The 18,501-nt window shown below is 74.6% G+C and carries 14 protein-coding genes and 1 pseudogene; 7 read left to right on the forward strand and 8 right to left on the reverse strand.

Annotated features, from left to right (window positions below; translation table 11 throughout):
• The first annotated feature begins 25 nt into the window (after positions 1–25).
• Together DER29_RS03290 and DER29_RS03295 are read left to right on the forward strand one after the other, a co-directional pair.
• A complete protein-coding gene (locus DER29_RS03290) occupies positions 26–3,724 on the forward strand; it encodes a S8 family serine peptidase (protein ID WP_121395960.1) in 3,699 nt (1,232 codons plus the stop codon).
• A 137-nt stretch (positions 3,725–3,861) separates the two neighbouring features.
• Positions 3,862–4,848, forward strand: a complete 987-nt coding sequence (locus tag DER29_RS03295) for a transcriptional regulator TrmB (protein WP_121395961.1) — start codon at positions 3,862–3,864, stop codon at positions 4,846–4,848.
• A gap of 19 nt (positions 4,849–4,867) precedes the next feature.
• On the opposite strand, the gene DER29_RS03300 is transcribed toward DER29_RS03295, so the two are convergent.
• Complete coding sequence (locus DER29_RS03300) at positions 4,868–5,656, reverse strand: sporulation protein (protein ID WP_121398975.1); 789 nt, start codon at positions 5,654–5,656, stop codon at positions 4,868–4,870.
• Between the two features lie 258 nt (positions 5,657–5,914).
• On the opposite strand from DER29_RS03300, the gene sigB reads away from it, so the two are divergent.
• Entirely contained in the window at positions 5,915–6,931 is a 1,017-nt protein-coding gene (gene sigB / locus DER29_RS03305; RefSeq protein WP_370040028.1) for an RNA polymerase sigma factor SigB, read from the forward strand.
• A 100-nt stretch (positions 6,932–7,031) separates the two neighbouring features.
• A complete protein-coding gene (locus DER29_RS03310; protein ID WP_121395962.1) occupies positions 7,032–7,439 on the forward strand; it encodes a VOC family protein in 408 nt (135 codons plus the stop codon).
• Positions 7,440–7,491: 52 nt separating this feature from the next.
• On the opposite strand, the gene DER29_RS03315 is transcribed toward DER29_RS03310, so the two are convergent.
• The 3 genes from DER29_RS03315 to DER29_RS03325 form a co-directional block, all read right to left on the reverse strand.
• On the reverse strand, positions 7,492–10,047 hold the full coding sequence (locus DER29_RS03315; RefSeq protein ID WP_121395963.1) for a bifunctional GNAT family N-acetyltransferase/acetate--CoA ligase family protein: 2,556 nt from the start codon (positions 10,045–10,047) through the stop codon (positions 7,492–7,494).
• Between the two features lie 26 nt (positions 10,048–10,073).
• On the reverse strand, positions 10,074–11,255 hold the full coding sequence (locus DER29_RS03320) for an acetoin utilization protein AcuC (protein ID WP_121395964.1): 1,182 nt from the start codon (positions 11,253–11,255) through the stop codon (positions 10,074–10,076).
• 107 nt (positions 11,256–11,362) lie between these two features.
• A complete protein-coding gene (locus DER29_RS03325) occupies positions 11,363–12,220 on the reverse strand; it encodes a sulfurtransferase (RefSeq protein WP_121395965.1) in 858 nt (285 codons plus the stop codon).
• A gap of 97 nt (positions 12,221–12,317) precedes the next feature.
• On the opposite strand from DER29_RS03325, the gene DER29_RS03330 reads away from it, so the two are divergent.
• Positions 12,318–13,004, forward strand: coding sequence for a metal-dependent transcriptional regulator (locus DER29_RS03330; RefSeq protein WP_121395966.1), 687 nt, complete (start codon positions 12,318–12,320; stop codon positions 13,002–13,004).
• 31 nt (positions 13,005–13,035) lie between these two features.
• Here the strand turns inward: DER29_RS03330 and DER29_RS03335 are convergent, their stop codons facing one another.
• Entirely contained in the window at positions 13,036–13,584 is a 549-nt protein-coding gene (locus tag DER29_RS03335) for a hypothetical protein (protein WP_121398977.1), read from the reverse strand.
• An 89-nt stretch (positions 13,585–13,673) separates the two neighbouring features.
• The gene (locus DER29_RS03340) at positions 13,674–13,916 is read right to left on the reverse strand and encodes a DUF5522 domain-containing protein (RefSeq protein WP_121395967.1); all 243 of its coding nucleotides are present in this window, start codon (positions 13,914–13,916) and stop codon (positions 13,674–13,676) included.
• Positions 13,917–14,158: 242 nt separating this feature from the next.
• Here DER29_RS03340 and DER29_RS03345 point away from each other — a divergent pair, with 242 nt between their 5' ends.
• Both DER29_RS03345 and DER29_RS03350 read left to right on the forward strand, forming a co-directional pair.
• Positions 14,159–15,430 (forward strand): MFS transporter, encoded by a 1,272-nt coding sequence (locus DER29_RS03345; RefSeq protein ID WP_121395968.1) that lies wholly within the window; start codon positions 14,159–14,161, stop codon positions 15,428–15,430.
• Positions 15,431–15,844: 414 nt separating this feature from the next.
• Positions 15,845–16,162, forward strand: a complete 318-nt coding sequence (locus DER29_RS03350) for a TraR/DksA C4-type zinc finger protein (RefSeq protein WP_121395969.1) — start codon at positions 15,845–15,847, stop codon at positions 16,160–16,162.
• A 46-nt stretch (positions 16,163–16,208) separates the two neighbouring features.
• Here DER29_RS03350 and DER29_RS03355 read toward each other — a convergent pair.
• Positions 16,209–17,145, reverse strand: a pseudogene (locus DER29_RS03355) (DUF2332 domain-containing protein).
• Between the two features lie 235 nt (positions 17,146–17,380).
• Positions 17,381–18,376: a hypothetical protein gene (locus DER29_RS03365; protein ID WP_148709972.1), complete on the reverse strand. Its 996-nt coding sequence runs from the start codon at positions 18,374–18,376 to the stop codon at positions 17,381–17,383.
• Positions 18,377–18,501: the final 125 nt, after the last annotated feature.

Raw genomic sequence — 18,501 nt, forward strand, 5'->3', positions numbered from 1 at the left:
GGAACGACGACGGTAGAACCATCGCATGCCAACCCCCTCACAGCCCTTCACCTGGGGTCGCGCGAGACGGCGGCTCACCGCCGCCGCGGCGGCGACCGGAATGGTCGCGGCCGGCCTCGCCGCGATCCAGGCGCCGGCGACGGCGGCCGCCCCGTCCCCCGCCGCCCAGGCCGCCACCCGCAACACCCACACCGTCACCCTGATCACGGGCGACGTGGTCACCGTGACCACCTTCGCCGACGGCAAGGCCACCGCCGAGGTCGACCGGCCCGACAACGCCACCGGCGGCGTGCGCGTCCGGCAGAGCGGCGACGACCTGTACGTCCTGCCCGACGAGGCCCTGCCGCTGCTGGACGGCGGCAAGCTCGACCGGCGGCTGTTCAACGTCACCGACCTCATCGAGATGGGGTACGACGACGCGAAGACCCCGACGCTGCCGCTGATCGCGGCGTACACCCCGGCGAAGGCCCGCTCGGGCAAGCCGACGGCGCCGCGCGGGGCGAAGCTGGTCCGCGACCTGCCCAGCATCCGGGGCGCGGCGCTGGCCACCGAGAAGAAGCAGGCCCGGGCCTTCTGGTCCACCGTCGCGCCCGCCTCGGCCGCGGCGCCGGCCCGGGCCCTCGGCGGCGGGGTGGCGAAGCTCTGGCTCGACGGCCGGGTGACGGCGGCGCTGAAGGAGAGCGTGCCCCAGGTCGGCGCGCCCGCCGCGTGGGCCGCCGGGTACGACGGCAGCGGGGTGACGGTCGCGGTGCTCGACACCGGGATCGACCCCGGCCACCCCGACCTGGTCGACCAGGTCGACGACAAGGTCAGCTTCGTGCCGGGCGAGGACACCTCCGACGTCCACGGGCACGGCACCCACGTCGCCTCGACGATCGCCGGCAGCGGCGCGGCCTCCGGCGGCGGCAACCGGGGCGTCGCCCCGGGCGCGGACCTGATCGTCGGCAAGGTGCTCGACAACGGCGGGTACGGCCTGGACTCCTGGATCATCGCCGGCATGCAGTGGGCGGCCGAGTCCGGGGCCGACGTGGTCAACATGAGCCTCGGCGACGGCTCGCTGACCGACGGTACCGACCCGATGGCCGCCGCCGTGGAGACGCTCTCCGCGCGGCACGGCACGCTCTTCGTCGTCGCCTCCGGCAACTCCGGCCCGCAGACCATCGGGTCGCCCGGCACCGCGCCCAGCGCGCTGACGGTCGGCGCGGTCGACAAGCAGGACGCGCTGGCGGGCTTCTCCAGCACCGGCCCGCTGGCGCGCACCGGCGCGCTCAAGCCGGACCTCACCGCGCCGGGCGTCGGGATCGTCGCGGCCCGCTCGCAGCAGTCCGCCGGCGAGGGCGCGTACCAGGGCATGGACGGCACCTCGATGGCCACGCCGCACGTGTCCGGGGCCGCCGCGATCCTCGCCCAGAGGCACCCGGACTGGTCCGGGCAGCAGCTCAAGGACGCCCTGACGAGCAGCGCCAAGGGCCTGGCCGACGAGTACCGGCCGTACCAGGTGGGCACCGGCCGGCTGGACGTGGCGGCGGCGGTGCGCGCCACCGTACGGGCCACCGGCTCGGCGTTCTTCGGCAACTTCGACTGGCCGCACGAGCCGACCGACGCCCCGGTCACCCGGTCGGTGACCTTCACCAACGCCGGCACCACCGCGGTGACCCTCGACCTCGCCCTGACCGGCGGGGGCCCGTTCGCGCTGGGCGCCGCCTCGGTGACGGTGCCGGCGGGCGGCAGCGCCGACGTCGCGGTGACGGGCGACCCGCGCGGCGCCACCCACGGTGAGTTGACCGGCTACCTGGTCGGCACCGACGCCGCCACCGGCGCGGCGGTCACCCGTACCGCGCTGGGCCTGCTCAAGGAGCCCGAGCGGCACGACCTGACGATCAAGCTCACCGGCCGGGACGGCAAGCCCGCCAGCGCGGTGGTGGTGGTGAACAGGGCCGGCGACCTCAACCCCTCGCAGTACCCGGTCACCGGCGAGCGGGCGCTGCGGCTGCCGCCGGGGACCTACACGGTGGAGGCGGTACTCGACGTGCCCGGTGAGCGGCCCGACCGCCTCGGGTTCGCCCTGCTGGTGGACCCGGAGACCGTGCTGGACCGCGACGCGGAGGTGGTGCTGGACGCGCGCCGGGCACGCCTGCTCGACACCGCCACCCCGGAGCGGACCGAGGACCGGCAGCGCCGGCTGGACTACACGGTCGGGTACGACGAGGGCAACGACTTCCGCGCGGCGTACCAACTGCCGGTGCGCTACGACGACCTGTACGTCCTGCCCACCGAGCCGGTCCGCAAGGGCTCGTTCACCATGGCGGCGCGGTGGCGCAAGGGCGAGCCGATGCTGAGCCTGCGCCTCCCCGGCCAGCCCCCGATCGACGCCACGGTCCAGCCGGGCAGCACCGTCACCGCCGGCACGGAGACGCTGCGCCCGGTCCACGCGGGCACCGGCGCCCCGCGCGAGTACGCCGGCCTCGACGTCAGGGGCCGGGCCGTGGTGGTGACCCGCAGCGACGCGGTGAGCCCGACCGACCGCGCCGCCGCCGCGGCGGCGGCCGGGGCGAAGCTGCTGCTGGTCGTCCACGACGGCACCGGCATACTCAACGAGTACGTCGGCGAGTCCCCCATCCCGGTCGCCACCGTGCACCGCGACGCCGGCAGGCAGCTGATCGCCGCGACCCGGGGCGGGCCGCGCAAGCTGACCGTCACCCGGGTCCCGTACGCCGGTCACGTCTACGACCTGGCCCGGGTCTGGCCCGGACAGGTGCCGGACCAGCCGCTCGTCTACCACCCCCGGCAGCGGGACCTGGGCCGCATCGACGCCCGCTACCACGCGGCCGTCGACTCCCCCGGCTCCGGCTACCGGTACGACATGGTCTTCAGCCCCTCGTTCGGCTTCCAGGAGCCCGAGTCGCACCCGGCCACGCGCACCGAGTGGGTCACGCCCGACGTGGTCTGGCACGAGGTGCACGACCAGGGCGGCTGGACCGACACGGCCTACCTGAACACGTACGCCAGGGGCACCACGACCAGGCTGGACTGGTTCGCGCCGGCCGTCCGGCCGGCCTTCAGCCGGGCGTTCGGGGTGCGCAACAGCCGCTACCGGGACTACCTGACCCTCAACGTGCAGGCCTGGAGCCCGTCGGACGACGTGCTGGAGCACGGCGGCAACCTGGAGTGGGGCTCGGTGCCGACCAACCTCAAGCTCTACCAGGGCGACAAGCTGGTGGGCGAGAACAAGTGGAACGCCGACCTCCAGTGGACGCCGGTGCCCGCCGGCACGCTGCCGTACCGCCTGGTGCTGGACGCCTCGCGGCCGGCCGAGCGGTGGCGGCTCTCCACCCGCACGCACACCGAGTGGGACTTCGTCTCCGGCTCGAACGACGCCGACACCTTCGTGCCGTTCGCGCTGCTCCAGCTCGACTACGCGCTGGAGACCGACCTGCGCGGCGACGTCAGGGCGGGCACCCGCCAGCGGATCAGCGTCAAGGCCGGGCCGCAGCCGGGCGGCACCGGCACCGGCACGGTGACGTCGGTCACGCTGGACGTCTCCTACGACGACGGCGCCACCTGGCGGAAGGTGACCCTGCGTAAGGGCGCGGGTGACCGCTGGGACGGCTCGCTCACGCTGCCGAAGCAGCCGGGCGGCTTCGTGTCGGTGCGCGCCAGCGCCACGACGGACGCCGGCTTCGGCATCCGGCAGGAACTCATCCGGGCCTACGGCCTGCGGTGAAGTGGTTGGCGGGGCCCCGGGACGGTACGCGTCCCGGGGCCCTCCCCGACGACCGGCCGGGCCGCCAGGGCTGGTCGGGACCGGCGGGCATGTCCCATACTCTGCGTGCCGCGGCGGGCAGAGGGAGGCAGCCACCGATGCTGGGCGCGTTGGGCCTGAGCCCCGAGGACGAGGCGGTCTACGGCCTGCTGGTCCGACGGTCCCAGGCCGGGCCGGCCGAGCTGGGCGACGCCCTGCGGATGCCCGCGGCGACGGTCGAGGCGGCGCTGTCGCAACTGGCGGCGTACGGGCTGGTGAAGTGCGGCCCGGACGGGCAGTTCTCCGTGGCGCCGCCCGCGGTCGCGCTCGGGGCGCTGATCAGCGAGCAGCGGGGCGCGCTGCGCAGCGCGGAACTCGCGCTGGTCACGCTCGCCGAGGAGTACCGGTCGTCGATCGCGGGACGGACGATCGACGAGCTGATCGAGGTGGTCAGCGGCGTCGACGCCGTCCGGCACCGGTTCGCGCAGGTGCAGCACGCCGCCCGCACGGAGGTGCGCAGCTTCGTCACCACCCCGTTCATCGCCGTACCGCCGGGCACCAACGCGGTGGAGTCGGCGGCGGTCAACCAGGGGGTGCGCTTCCGGGTGGTGATCGACCGGCCGACGCTGGCCGAGCCGGGGGTGGTCGCCGAGACGCTGGAGTCGCTGCGTGACGGCGTCCAGGTGCGGGTGGTCGACCACCTGCCGATCAAGCTGATCCTGGCCGACGCGGAGCTGGCCCTGGTGCCGTTGACCGCCACGCCCGGTGGCGAGCCCGGCGCGGTGCTGCTGCACCGCACCGGGCTGCTGGCGGCGATGGACGCGCTGTTCGAGATCGTGTGGCGGCACGCCCACCCGCTCGACTCGGCGGCGCTGACCGACCCCGCCGCCGACCGGACCGCCGCGCAGGCGGCCGACGGCCCGACCGAGCTGGACCGGAGGATCCTGGCGCTTCTGCTGGCCGGGCTCACCGACCCGGTCGTCGCCGCCCAGCTCGACCTGTCGTTGCGGACCCTCCAGCGGCGCCTGCGCCACCTCATGGACCTCGCGGGGGTGGAGACCCGGATGCAGCTCGGCTGGCACGCCGCGCGCCACGGCTGGGCCTGACCGCCCGGCGCGCGTCGCGTCAGGAGAAGAGGCCGCGGCGCTGGAGCGACTGGCGGATCCAGCCGTCGAGCTGGGGGGTGAAGTCGGTGCGCTCGGCGGTGGCGTGGTCGACGGTGAAGCGGCCGAAGGCGTCCCGGCCCTCGGTGAACAGACCGCCGCGCTTGTCCAGCTCCAGCACCACCTGGATCTGCTGGGGGTCGGTGACGAGGGTGACCTCCAGCTGGTTGATCGCCCCGGCGTACTGCGGCGCCGCGTAGAACTCGATCTCCTGGTAGAACGGCAGGCTCTGCCGCACGCCGTAGATGTGGCCCCGCTCCACGTCGGCCCGGGCGAACCGGAAGCCCAACCGCAGGAACGCCTCCAGGATCTTCTGCTGGGACGGCAGCGGGTGCACCGCCACCGCGTCCAGGTCACCCTTGTCGACCGCGCGGGCCACCTCCAGCTCCGTACGCAGCCCCATCGTCATCCCGTGCAGGTGCTGCCCGTACAGCTCGGTGAGCGGCGTCTCCCACGGCACGGCGAAGCGGAACGGGACGTCGTGGCGCTGCCCCGGGTCGAGCCGGAACGCGCCGGTCGCGGCCTGCCGGTGGAACTCCTGCGTGGTCTCGTAGTCGTTGTCGCCGCTCTCGACCTCGACCCGGGTGACCAGGCCCAGGGCGACGTACGACACGTCGACGGGGTGGTCGCCGCCGGCCACGTGGATGACGCCCTCCAGCTGGCCGCCGGGGCGGCAGTTCGGATTCGTCAGCACGGTTTCCACGGACGGGCCACCCACACCCATCGCCTGCATGAGCCGCTTGAAGACCACGACACCCTCCACAACCTGTTCGGTACGCCGACGTCGCCGGCGGGCCGGCCGTGCGGGCCGACCGCTGGCACGGTAACCGCCTGCGGCAACCAGCGCTCGGCGACGAGTCGGCCACGCTGAGCAGGGCATCGACGGAATTCGTGTCGGGTCCCCGATCGCCTCACTCCCGTTTCACGCCCCGCCCGCCAAGCTGTGTGTCACACCGGCACCACTGGGCCGGATCCAACGGCACAGACGTGGACACGGGGAGAGACTGAGATGGCCCTGCAGATGACGGAGCACCGGACGCGCCCGGCCGGCACCACCGAGGCCGCGAGCGCCACCGACACCCTGACCGACCTCGACGCCACCGACGAGCGCGGCGTCTCCACGGACCTGGTCCGGGCATACCTGAACGGGATCGGCCGGACGAAGCTGCTGACCGCCGCCCAGGAGGTCGACCTCGCCAAGCGGATCGAGGCCGGCCTGTTCGCCGAGGAGAAACTGGCGACCTGCACCCCCGTCTCGACGGAGCTGCGGGCCGACCTGGAGCTGATCGTCGCGCAGGGCCGCGCCGCGAAGGACCACCTGCTGGAGGCGAACCTGCGCCTGGTCGTGAGCATCGCCAAGCGGTACACCGGTCGCGGGATGGCCTTCCTCGACCTGATCCAGGAGGGCAACCTCGGCCTGATCCGCGCGGTCGAGAAGTTCGACTACGCCAAGGGCTACAAGTTCTCCACGTACGCCACCTGGTGGATCCGGCAGGCGATCACCCGGGCCATGGCCGACCAGGCCCGCACCATCCGCATCCCGGTCCACATGGTCGAGCAGGTCAACCGCATGGTCCGGGCCCGCCGCGAGCTCTCCGTCTCGCTGGGCCGCGAGCCCACCGTCGCCGAGGTCGCCCGGGCCATGGACATCCCGGAGTTCCAGGTCATCGAGCTGATCTCGTACGACCGGGAGCCGGTGAGCCTCGACCAGGCGGTCGGTGAGGACGGCGAGAGCGCGCTCGGCGACTTCGTCGCCGCCGTCGACCCGAGCGCCGAGCCGGGCGACGCCGCCGCGCAGGGCGAGCTGCGCAACGAGGTGAGCATCGTGCTCTCCTCCCTCTCCCAGCGGGAGCAGGCCGTGATCCGGCTCCGCTTCGGCCTCGACGACGGCCGGCAGCGCACCCTCGACGAGGTCGGTCGGGAGTTCGGCCTGTCCCGGGAGCGGATCCGGCAGATCGAGAAGGTGACCCTGCTGAAGCTGCGTGACCCGGAGCGGGCGCAGCGCCTGGAGGCGTACGCCTGCTGACGTTTCCCGGACCACGCGGGGCCCTGGCGGTTCGCCGGGGCCCCGCGTCCGTCCGGGCCGTGGTGCTTGACCCGGGGCGCCCGACGGGCTACCAACGGGTGTGAACTGGACCCTGGAAGTGGTGATCGTGCCGGTCTCCGACGTGGACCGCGCCAAGTCGTTCTACGCCGACCAGCTCGGCTTCGTCGTCGACCACGACACGGTGGTCAACGACGACGCGCGGATCGTGCAGCTGACCCCGCCCGGCTCCGGCTGCTCGATCGTGATCGGCAAGGGGGTGGTGCCGGACATGCCGCCCGGCTCCCTCAAGGGCCTCCAACTGGTCGTGCCCGACCTGCGGCGGGCGCGGGCGGAGCTGGTCGGGCGCGGCGTCGACGTCAGCGAGATCCAGGTGATCGGCGAGAATCCCCGCCCGGTGCCGGACCCGCTGGACAACGTCGGCTTCGTCCACTTCGCCGACCCCGACGGCAATGCCTGGGCCGTGCAGCAGATCTCCGACCGGGCCTGACCGCTCCGCCGCCGGGATGGTGCCTCCGCCGGCGGCGCGGCAGGTGGCCTTCTCACAGCCGGCGGGGGCCGGTGTCGGGGCGGACCGCGGCGGAACCGACCCGGACCGTGGCGTGCAGCACCGAGATGCCGTCGGGGCGGGCGAGCACCGGGTTGAGGGTCAGCGCGCGGACCCGGGGCTGCTCGTCGGCGAGCCGGCCGACCCGCAGCAGCAGGTCCGCCAGGGCCGCCCGGTCCACCGGCGCCGCGCCCCGATGCCCGCGCAGCAGCGGCGCCGCCCGGGGCTCGTCGACCAGCTCGGCCGCGTCCAGGTCGGTCAGCGGCACCGCCCGCCAGGCCCGGTCGCCGAGCAGCTCGGTGGCGACGCCGCCGAGCCCGAAGCCGACCACCGGGCCGAAGGCCGGGTCCTCCACCAGCTCGACCACGCAGGCCACACCGGGCGGGACCATCGGCTGCACCAGGACGTCCGCGCCGAAGACCGCCGACAGCTCGGCGTACGCGCGATGGACCGTGGCCGCGTCGGGCAGGTCGAGCCGGACCGCGCCGAGGTCGAGCCGGTGCCGCAGGCCCGGGGCGGCGGCCTTGAGGGCCACCGGGAAACCCAGCCGGGTCGCCGCGTCGACGGCCTCGGCGGCGGAGCGCGCCGGCACCGACTCGACCACGTCGATGCCGTACGCCGCGAGCAGTCCCGCCGGGTCGAGGGCCTCCGGGCGCAGGGCGGCGTGCGCCGCCTCCCGGTTCACCCGGGGCAGCTCCGGCGGCACCCCGGCGGGCCGGCGCAGCCAGTCGGCGTACGCGGTGACCCGGGCGAGGGCGCGCACGGCCTCCTCCACGCTCGGATAGGCGGGCACCCCGGCGGGCGTCCGGCCGGCCAGGAACGTCGCCACGGCCGGCTTGCCGGCGGCGAACGCGCTGGGGAGCGCGGTGGTGAAGTCCGCCTCGGTGTCGGCGAGCTGGCCGGGCAGCGGCGGGGCGAACACCACCACCAGCGCGTCCACCTCGTCGTCGACGCCCGTCCCGGCGAGCGCGGCGGCGAACTCGGCCACGCCGGCGCGCGGGCCGACGTCGCGCGGGTAGCCACGGGCGACGGTGAGCCCCTGCGCGGCGCAGGCGGTGGCCGCCAGCCCCGTCAGCGCCGACGAGTTGCCGACCACGCCGACGCGCGGGCCGGCGGGCAGCGGCTGGTGGGCCAGCAGCACCCCGACGTCGAGCAGCTCGGCGACGGTGTCCACCCGGATCACGCCCGAGTGGGCGAACAGCGCGGCGACCGCCACCTCGTCCGGGCCGGCGGAGTCGCCCACCCCCGGCGGGCGGGCCGGCGAGGCCAGCGCCACGACGGGCTTGTCCCGGCCGATCCGGCGGGCCAGCCGGGCGAACTTGCGCGGGTTGCCGAAGGTCTCCAGGTACAACATGATCACGTCGGTGCCGGGGTCGTCCTGCCAGTACTGGAGCAGGTCGTTGCCCGAGACGTCGGCCCGGTTGCCGGCCGAGACGAAGCTGGACAGGCCCAGCCCGCGCCGGTCGGCCTCGGCCAGCAGCGCCACCCCGAACGCCCCGGACTGGCTGAAGATGCCCACCCGGCCCGGCACCGGCAACCCTGGGGCGAGGGTGGCGTTGAGGCGTACCGCCGGGTCGGTGTTCGCCACCCCCAGGCAGTTCGGGCCGACCACGCGCATGCCCGCCGCGTGCGCCGCGCGGACCAGCGCGCGCTGCGCGGCCGCGCCCTCGCCGCCGGCCTCGGCGAAGCCCGCGGAGATGACCACCAGGCCGTGTGCGCCCGCGGCGGCCGCGTCGGCGACCACCTCCCGCGCCGCCTCCGGCGGGACCGCCACCACGGCCAGGTCGACCGGCACGCCGGCGTCGACCGCCGAGGAGTACGCGGGCAGCCCCGCCACCGTCGCCGCGCTCGGGTGCACCGGGACCACCGCGCCGGGGTAGCCGCCGTCACGCAGGTGCCCGAGCACCGCCGCGCCGACACCCTGCCCGGAGGCGCTGGCGCCGTAGACGGCGACGCCGCGCGGGGCGAGCAGCCGGGCGATGGAGCGGGCCTCGGTGCGGTGCTCCCGGCCGCGCTGCACCTCCAGCGTGGCGTCGGTGGGGGCGATCGGGAAGGTCAGGTGCACCACGCCGTCGGCGAACTGCCGCTGGACCTGGTAGCCGAAGTCGGAGAAGACCCGCAGCATCGTGCCGTTGGCCGGGAGCACCTCCGCCACGAAGTTGGCGATGTCGTTGCGGCGGGCCGCGTCGGCCAGGTGCTCCAGCAGCACCGAGCCGATGCCCCGGCCCTGGTAGGCGTCCTCGACGACGAACGCCACCTCGGCCTCGGGCGCCTGCGGGCCGAGCCGCTCGTAGCGGCCGACGGCGACGATCCGGTCGCCGACCAGCACCACGAACGCCTCCCGGTCGCGGTGGTCGACGTTGACGAAGCGTTGCAGGTCCCGCTCCGGAATGCGCGGGTACGGCGAGAAGTAGCGCAGGTAGCGGGTGCGCTCGGAGAAGCGCGAGTGCATCGCCACGACGCCCGGCGCGTCCGACGGACGGATCGGGCGCAGCTGCACGGTGGTGCCGTCGCTGAGCAGCACGTCCACCGGTTGTTCCACCGTGGTCACCTGTGCGGTCCCCTCCGCCCGCCGGATCAGTCGCGCGGATCGTGCGGGTCGAGCCCGAACAGCGGGAAGGCGGTCTTGCGGGCCGCCGCGATCGCCCGGTCCACGGCGCTCGGCTCGCCGGTCGGCTGCCACGGCTCGTACGCCGGGTCGACGTCGTCGGTCATCCGCAGCGGGATCTGCCGGCCCGGCCGGCGCGCGGCGGCCAGCTCCCGCCATGCCGGCGGGGTCAGCGTCGCCGGGTCGATCGGCTCCCCGGCCGCCACCGCGAGCAGGTGCGTCCAGGCCCGGGGCACCACCTCGACCAGCGCGTACCCGCCGCCGCCGGTGGCCACCCAGCGGCCCTCGCAGAGCTCGTCGGCGAGCGCCCGCAGGGCCAGGTAGGTGGCGCGCTGCCCGTCCACGGAGAGGTTCAGGTCGGCGAGCGGGTCGAGCCGGTGCCCGTCGGCGCCGCACTGGGTCACCAGCACCTGCGGCCGGAACGCGCGCAGCACCGACGGCACCACCGCGTGGAAGGCGCGCTGCCAGCCGGCGTCGTCCACACCGGGCGGCAGCGGGACGTTGACGGCGCTGCCCTCGGCGCCCGGCCCGCCCGTCTCGTCGGGGAAGCCGGTGCCCGGGAAGAGCGCCAGCGGCGTCTCGTGCACGCTGACCGTCAGCACCCGGGGGTCGTTCCAGAAGACCTGCTGCACCCCGTCGCCGTGGTGCACGTCCACGTCCACGTACGCGACCCGCTCGGCGCCCAGGTCGAGCAGGCGGGCGATGGCCACCGCCGGGTCGTTGTAGACGCAGAACCCGGCCGCCCGGGCCGGCATGGCGTGGTGCAGGCCGCCGGCCACGTTGACCGCCCGCCGGGCCTCGCCCCGCCAGACCGCCTCGGCCGCCGCCACCGTGGCGCCGGCGACCAGCGCGCTGGACTCGTGCATCCCCTCGAAGACCGGGTTGTCGGAGGTGCCCAGCCCGAAGCCGGCGAAGAGCGGATCGCGGGGGGCGGCCCGCACCGCGGCCAGGTAGCGCGGGTCGTGCACCCGGCTCAGCAACGCGTCGTCGGCGGGCTCCGGCTTCACCAGCCGCACCCCGGGACGTGCCAGGACACCCAACTCCCGGGCGAGGGCGAAGGTCAGCTCCACCCGGACCGGGTCGAGGGGATGGTCCCCCATGTCGTAGGCGAGCAGCGACTCGTCCCACACCACCAGCGTGTCGTCGGACATTGCCCCATCGTCGCACGCGCACCCCGGCACGCCCGCGCACGCGCTGCCCAGCCGCCGGGTGTCGCCCGCTACCCGTTCCCGCCCGGCCGCCGGTCCACGTTCCCCGCTCAGCCGGCCGGGGTCGCTCCCGTGGCCACCCGGCGGGCCGGGTCGGCGACCCAGTTGCTCCACGAGCCGACGTAGAGGGCGGCGTCCGGTCGGCCGGCCAGGTGCAGCGCGAACACGGCCTGCGCGGCGGTCACCCCCGACCCGCAGTACGCCCCGACCGGACGGTCGGCGCCCACCCCGGCGGCGGCGAAGCGCTCGCGCAGCGCCTCGGCGGCGGGGAACCGGCCCTCGGCGACGTACTCGCCGGCGGGCAGGTTCACCGCGCCGGGGACGTGGCCCGCGACCGGGTCGATCGGCTCGGTCTCGCCGCGGTAGCGGGGCGCGGCGCGCACGTCGAGCAGGACACCCTCGCCGGCCGCGGCCAGCCGGGCCGCCTCCCCCGCGTCGAGCACCGGCAGCGCGCCGGGGCGCACCTCGACGTCACCCGGTTGGGGGTTCGGCGCCGTCGTGCTCGTGGGCAGCCCGGCCGCGAGCCACGCCGGGAAGCCGCCGTGCAGCAGCCGTACCGGCCGGTGGCCCGCCCAGCGCAGGGTCCACCAGGCCCGGGCGGCGGCCATGCCGTCGCCGCCGTCGTACACCACGACGGGATGACCGGCGCGCACGCCGGCGGCCCGCAGCGCGGCCCGGAGCGCGGCGGGGTCGGGCAGCGGGTGCCGGCCGGCGGGGCCGGGCGGCCCGCAGAGCGCGGTGTCCAGGTCGACGAAGACCGCGCCGGGCAGGTGGCCGGCGGCGTAGTCGTCCCGGCCGGGCGGGCCGGCGAGCCGCCAGCGGACGTCGAGCAGCGTCGGCGGGTCGGCCTGGCCGAGTTCGACCGCGAGCCGCTCGGCCTCCACCAACAGATCCCCGGTTGCGGACATGGCGTCCAGTCAACACCATCCCGGCACCGACCTGGCGGTTCGCCGTGGGTCGTTCGGTGAACGCCGAGGTAGCATCGTTGGCCGGAGGTCCGCTGACGTGAAGCATGATCTGGTCGACACGACCGAGATGTACCTCAAGACGATCCTCGAGCTGGAGGAGGAGGGGGTGCCGCCCCTGCGTGCCCGCATCGCCGAGCGGTTGGGGCAGAGCGGGCCGACCGTCAGCCAGACCGTCGCCCGGATGGAGCGCGACGGCCTGTTGACGGTCGAGGGTGACCGTCACCTGGCGCTCACCGCGCACGGCCGCAGCAACGCGGTCTCCGTGATGCGCAAGCACCGGCTCGCCGAGTTGCTGCTGGTCAACGTCATCGGGATGCCCTACGAGGAGGCCCACGAGGAGGCCTGCCGCTGGGAGCACGTGATGAGCGACGCCGTCGAGAAGCGGGTCTACGACCTGCTCAACCGGCCGACCCGCTCCCCCTACGGCAACCCGATCCCGGGGCTGGAGGAGCTGGGCAGGCCGGAGCAGACGGCCGCCGCCCCCATCGAGGGCGAGCGCAACCTGGCGTTCCCCGGGCTGTCGGGGCCGGTCGTGGTGCGACGCATCTGCGAGAGCGTGCAGACCGACTCGGACGTCCTGCGGCAGCTGCACGCCGCCGGCGTCGACCCGGGCGCGACCGTGCTGGTGGCGCAGGAGCGCGACGGGGTCTCGATCGACCGCTCGGGCGAGCGGATCAGGCTGCCCCGCGAGATCGCCTCCCGCGTCTTCGTCGCCGCCCACTGACCCACCGGCCCGCGCCCGCGTGCGGGCGGGGTCAGACGGCGCGGGTGTCGAGCTGTCGGGCCAGGGCGACCAGGGCGGTGGTGAGCTTCTCGGCCTCGGCCCTGTCGGCGTCGCGCGGGGTGGCGTAACGCAGGGTGGCGAGTCGTCCCTCGGCGGCCAGCCAGCCCACCTCCGCGACGGGCCCGAGGGCGCCCTTGGCCGAGGTGGTCCGCCGGTACGCCCGCTGGCCGAGCCCGGAGACCTTGGCCGCCTTCTCCGGCACCACGTCGGCGGTGAAGGTCGCCGCGTCGATCGACGTCCGGGTGACGGTCAGCGTCAATTCCGGCAGCGCCTCGCGACCTGCGCGCACCACGCAGGTGTGGCTGTCGCCCGTCGCGCTGGCCGCCGCGACGTCGAAGCGGACGCCCGCGTGCTGCTCGATCACGCCGAAGTCCAGCAGCCGGCACGCCCCGCCGGAGGATGCGGCGGCCACGTCGACCGTGACCGGCGCGGGCGGCGGTACGGCCACCGGTTCCGCCTCCCCGCCGCACCCGGTCACCAGCAGCAGGGTCACCCCGGCGCCCACCATCCGCCCGCGCACGATCACTCCTCCGCTGCCCACCCCGACGTGTCCGCCGGACACCGTACGATGTGGCCCGCCCGGGCGGTAGCCCTCCGTCGGCCGGTCGCTCAGTCGTCGACGTACGGGCAGTGCCGGCAGCCGCGCCCGCAGCAGGTGCCGCGCCGGGCCAGGAAGCCCGCGCTGAGCACGAAGAGTCCGGTCGCCGGGTCGAGGTAGCCGGCCTCACCGGCGGTCAGGGCGGCGGCGTGCGCGGCCAGGATCCGCTCCCGGTCCGGGTGCTCCGGCGGCAGCCGGGACGGGTGCGGCTCGGTCAGCGGCCGGTCCGCCAGCGGTCGTCGCTCTCCGGTCACCGGCGCAGTCTAGAGAGGCGCTCGCCGCCCGCTGCCGGGACCGCGCCCGGACGCCGCCGGATCCCGTACGCGCTCGCAGAGCCGCGAACCGACGCGTCGGATAACCGGTGGCGCCGAACCGGGCGGGGCCGCCAGGCTGACCCGATGGACCATCGACGGGCCGGGCGCCCGCGTCGGGTGTCAGCCCCCGGGACCCCGGCGGCCTCCCCGCGACAGTCGTCGACCGGCCTCAGGGACCCGACGTGACGCAGCAGGCGACCACGCCCGCCGAGGGTGCCGCACCGAGGCGGCCGTCGCTGCTGCGCAGCCGCAACTTCGGGCTGCTCCTGGCCGGGCAGACGGTCAGCGAGCTGGGCACCCGGGTCTCCAGCGTGGCGGTGCCGCTGCTCGCCGTCGGCACGCTCGACGCCAGCGTCTTCCAGGTCGCGCTGCTGACCGCGCTCGCCTGGCTGCCGTATCTGATCTTCTCGCTGCCGGCCGGGACCCTCGCCGACCGGCTCGACCAGCGGCGGCTGATGGTCGTCTGCGACCTGGGTCGGGCGGCGCTGCTGCTGTCGGTGCCGGTGGTCGCCCTGGCCGGTCGGCTCACCCTCGTCTTCCTGTACGCGGTGGTCGGGCTCTCCGGCGTGCTCACCGTCATGTTCACAGTGGCCTACAAGAGCATGCTGCCGAGGCTGGCGCCGTCGGACCGCCTCGTGGACGCCAACGCGAAGCTCACCGTCGGCCAGGACTCCGCCGAGCTCGTCGGCCCGACGATCGGCGGCGTGCTGGTCGGGCTGGTCGGCGCCGCGAGGACGTTCGTCGTCACCGCCGTCGCCTTCGCCGTGAGCGGGTTGACCCTGCTGCTGATCCGGGAGGCGCCGGCCGAGCCCGCGCCACGCCGCGAACGGGTGCCGCTGCGGGTGGAGATGACCGAAGGGCTGGGCTTCATCCGCCGCCAGCCGATCCTGCGCAGCATCCTCGCCTGCACCACCACCTCGAACTTCTTCGTCATGGCGTCCGGCTCGATCGAGGTGGTCTTCCTCCTTCAGGAGCTGCACGCGCCGCCGGCCCTGGTCGGGCTGGTCTACTCGGTCAGCGCCGTGGGCGGCCTCGTCGTCGGCGCGTTCGCCGGTCGGTTGACCGCGTGGCTCGGCTCGGCCCGGGTGATCTGGGTGGCGATGGCCGCCCCGGGCCCGCTCTACCTCCTGATGCCCCTGGCGCAGCCCGGCTGGGGAGTGCTGCTCTACGGCATCGGCATGGCCGCGTTCTCCGCCAACGCGGTGCTCTACAACGTGGCCGCCATGACCTACCGGCAGCGGATCACCCCGCCCGCCCTGCTCGGCCGGGTGAACGCGGCGTTCCTCTGGATCTGCTTCGGCGTGATCCCGTTGGGCGCGCTCACCGGCGGCACGCTCGCCAGCCAGCTCGGGCTGCGGCCGGCGCTGTGGATCTGCGTGCTCGGCACGTGGAGCGCCTCGCTCTTCGTCGTCCTCTCCCCGCTGCGGCGGATGCGGGACATGCCGGGGACCTGACCGGCCGACGTCAGAACTGGCCCCCGGCGGGGCCCGTCGGCGGCCGACCAGGCTGCACGTCCCGGCCGGGTGACCCCGGGCACCGGGCCGGCCCCGTGCGTACGGGAAGCACGTTGGCTTTCCGCTCCGCCCGGCCTATGGTGGCTGCATGTGTTCGACCGGTCAGCAGAACAGCACCGCCGTCGTGGTGACGGCGGCGCCCGCTGCTGCCTGCCGGTGTGCCCTGCGGGTGAACGTGGCGACCCGGGTGGTGCGATCCGCGGTCGCGCCGTCGTGCGCCGGCTCGGTCGCCTCCCGACTGCCGAGCCCCGCCGGACGTGGCCCTCCGTGAACCGGTTGCAACTCTTGCGAACGGCCACCAGGGCGAAGCTATCCAGCTTCGGCCCTTTTTCTTTTTCCCGAAGGAGCTACGCCATGACCACGCCCACCCAGTCCAGCGAGCAGAAGTGGCTCGACGACCTGCGTACGACACTGACCAACGACTTCGAGGCGCAGACCGTCCGGCTGACGCAGCTCACCGCCGACACCGGCGACCCGGGCGAGGCGCACACCCAGAGCGCGCTGATCGCCGCCACCCGGCGGAGCATCGAGCAGATCAGCGGGGCGCTGCGCCGCCTCGCCGAGGGCCGCTACGGCACCTGCGAGCGCTGCTCCGCCGCGATCCCCCGGGAGCGCCTGGAAGTGCTGCCGCACGCCCGCTTCTGCGTGCCCTGCCAGCAGAAGCAGCACTGACGTACGCAGGGCTGCCGTGCCGGAGGACGGCACGGCAGCCCGCCGGTCAGCCGAACCAGGTCATCGCCTGCCCGTGCGAGCGCGTCCAGGCGAGTGGCCGACCGTCCAGCGCGAGCACGTTGTACAGCGCCTCGTCCGGCGGCTCCGGCAGCGCGTCGTGGGGCAGCACGCCCGGGGACTCGTTGGAGATCCAGTGGCCGGGCAGGCGACGTACCACGTCGGCGAACGCCGCCCGGCGCGGTGCCGGCACCTGGTAGAGCACGGAGGTGTGGAACACCACCAGCGTCGCGCCCGCCGGCGCCCGCGCGGCCAGCGCGGGCAGGTCGTCCACCAGGTCGCCGCGCGCGAGCAGCGGCGGGTCGGACGTGGCGACGGCCGCGGCGGCCCGCAGCCGGGCGCGGCGGTGCGTGTGCTCCGGCCAGATGAGAGCGTCGAGCCAGGCGACGTCCGCCGGATCGGTCACCCGCAGCGGGTTCAGGTCCAGGCCGGCCCGCCACACCACCTCCGGTAGCCGGTCCGGCGGGGCCAGGCCGGTGGCCGCGCACCCGAGGACCGGCTCGCCCACGCCGAGCGCGTGGTCGCCGTAGCGGTAGGCGTACCGGTCAGGGTAGAGGCAGAGCCCGGCGGACGCGCCGACCTCCAGCAGCGCCAGCGGCTGCGGCAACGCGGCGAGCACCGGCAGCAGTACGGCACAACCGCCCGGGCTCGTTCGTCTGGGTCACGCGGGTGCGCAGTTCCGCCTCGATCGCCGGCCAGTTCGCCAGCGCGAAGTCGCGGAAGGCCGCCGGGTCGTCGACCGGCCCGTCGAGCAGCCGTACGACGCCGAACAGCAGGTTCGGCTGCCGCCGGGCCGGCGGGAGCGCAGCGAGGAGGGTCAGCAGCTCGTCGTCGCGGGAGACGGCGAGGGAGAGTCGCTCGTACGTCGGCGACACGCCGCGCGCCTCCCGGATGCCGAACTCGGCGTACGTCCCGGCGATCGTCATCTCCCCATGATCGAGGCTGACGCCCACGGCGTCTCTCTCCCGCGCCGCGGCTTTCTGCGCGCCGACATTTCGTCCAGGTACTGGCGCTGGTGCTGCCGCACCATCTCGCCCCAGGCCTCCTGGTCGTCGTCCGGGTCGGGTGGAGTCCATCGGTGCGAGCCGTGCTGTAGGAAGCGCTCGTCGTCGCGCCGCATCACGCTCACTCGCCCTCAGGACTGGCAGCGGGTTGAGGTCCTCAGCCCTCTTCCTTGTCGCCCTTGGTTGCTGCGCTCGTCGCCCCGCCTCCGAGGAGCGCCAGGACGATGAGACCCCCTATCACCCAGGGGAGATAGTTGGTCTCCTCACTCGGCTGCTTTTCGGCCCAGGTGCGGACCTCGACATGGACTGTCTTACGGTCACCGCCACCGCGTACGCGCAGGACGGTCACGAGGCTGCGCCTCCCGGCATCGGTCAGGACGCAGAACCGGTCTCCCGGATTGAGGTCCGCGTATTGGATGGCGCTCGACACGTAATCGGTGTTCGACGAGCACATCGCGAAGGTCGCGGCCGCCTTCTTCTCGACAACGGCGATCTGGGTTCCGGCGGTGATGCTCCGGGTCAGCCCCCTGCCGTCGTTGCCGATGTCCTGCTTGGTGCCGGCCACATCGGTGACGTCCCAGTCCGGGCAGAGCGAGTCCAGGTCGGCGTAGTAGCCCTTCGCCAGGATCAGCGTTCCGTCATGACGCACCACTTCAGCTGTGACCGTTGGGCTGACACCGGACGCCGCCTGTCCCGGTGAGGCGCACGGTTCGGTGGGGCTGCTCTCGGACGGACTCACCGACGGAGCATCTGTGGTGGGAGGAGGTTCCGAGGGCGAGGAGCCGCCTGCCTCGCTGGCGGGTTCTTCCGACGTGTCTGCGCCCCCCGAGGCGAGCCCCACCACGACGACGATGAGCAGACCGACAGCCATCGTCGCCACACCAGTCACCACGCTCGGCCTCTTCAGTAGCGACGAGTGGTTCGGGGGTGAATTCTCGCTGTCCTGCTGGGCGGAGCGTCGTTGCAGCTCGACCACGGTGACGGTCAACGCCCCCAGCCCGACCAACATGGCGATGACGCTGGCCGCCTTGTCCGCCCGGTCGAGCGACTGCTCACCCATGCACACGGCAAGCAGGATCCAGATGGCAAGCACGATCAGGCCCACCGTGACGACCGGGTGCATCCTTTTGCGGGGCGTCGGCGGCTCCGTCATCTCGGCATGATCTCAGAACCACGTGCCGACGCAGCCCTCGCCGCATGTCGTGAAGTGGACAGACGTCCACCAACGAGCGGGGCGGGCCGGCGGATACCCGCCGGCCCGCCCCGCTCGGTTCGTAC

This window comes from Micromonospora sp. M71_S20, assembly GCF_003664255.1.
Taxonomy (GTDB): domain Bacteria; phylum Actinomycetota; class Actinomycetes; order Mycobacteriales; family Micromonosporaceae; genus Micromonospora.

Coding starts and splice junctions, on each gene's coding strand:
- DER29_RS03325 (WP_121395965.1), bottom strand. CDS start 12,220: ATGTCCGCAACCGGGGATCTGTTGGTGGAGGCCGAGCGGCTCGCGGTC.
- sigB (WP_370040028.1), top strand. CDS start 5,915: ATGGCCCTGCAGATGACGGAGCACCGGACGCGCCCGGCCGGCACCACC.
- DER29_RS03290 (WP_121395960.1), top strand. CDS start 26: ATGCCAACCCCCTCACAGCCCTTCACCTGGGGTCGCGCGAGACGGCGG.
- DER29_RS03295 (WP_121395961.1), top strand. CDS start 3,862: ATGCTGGGCGCGTTGGGCCTGAGCCCCGAGGACGAGGCGGTCTACGGC.
- DER29_RS03320 (WP_121395964.1), bottom strand. CDS start 11,255: ATGTCCGACGACACGCTGGTGGTGTGGGACGAGTCGCTGCTCGCCTAC.
- DER29_RS03365 (WP_148709972.1), bottom strand. CDS start 18,376: ATGACGGAGCCGCCGACGCCCCGCAAAAGGATGCACCCGGTCGTCACG.
- DER29_RS03350 (WP_121395969.1), top strand. CDS start 15,845: ATGACCACGCCCACCCAGTCCAGCGAGCAGAAGTGGCTCGACGACCTG.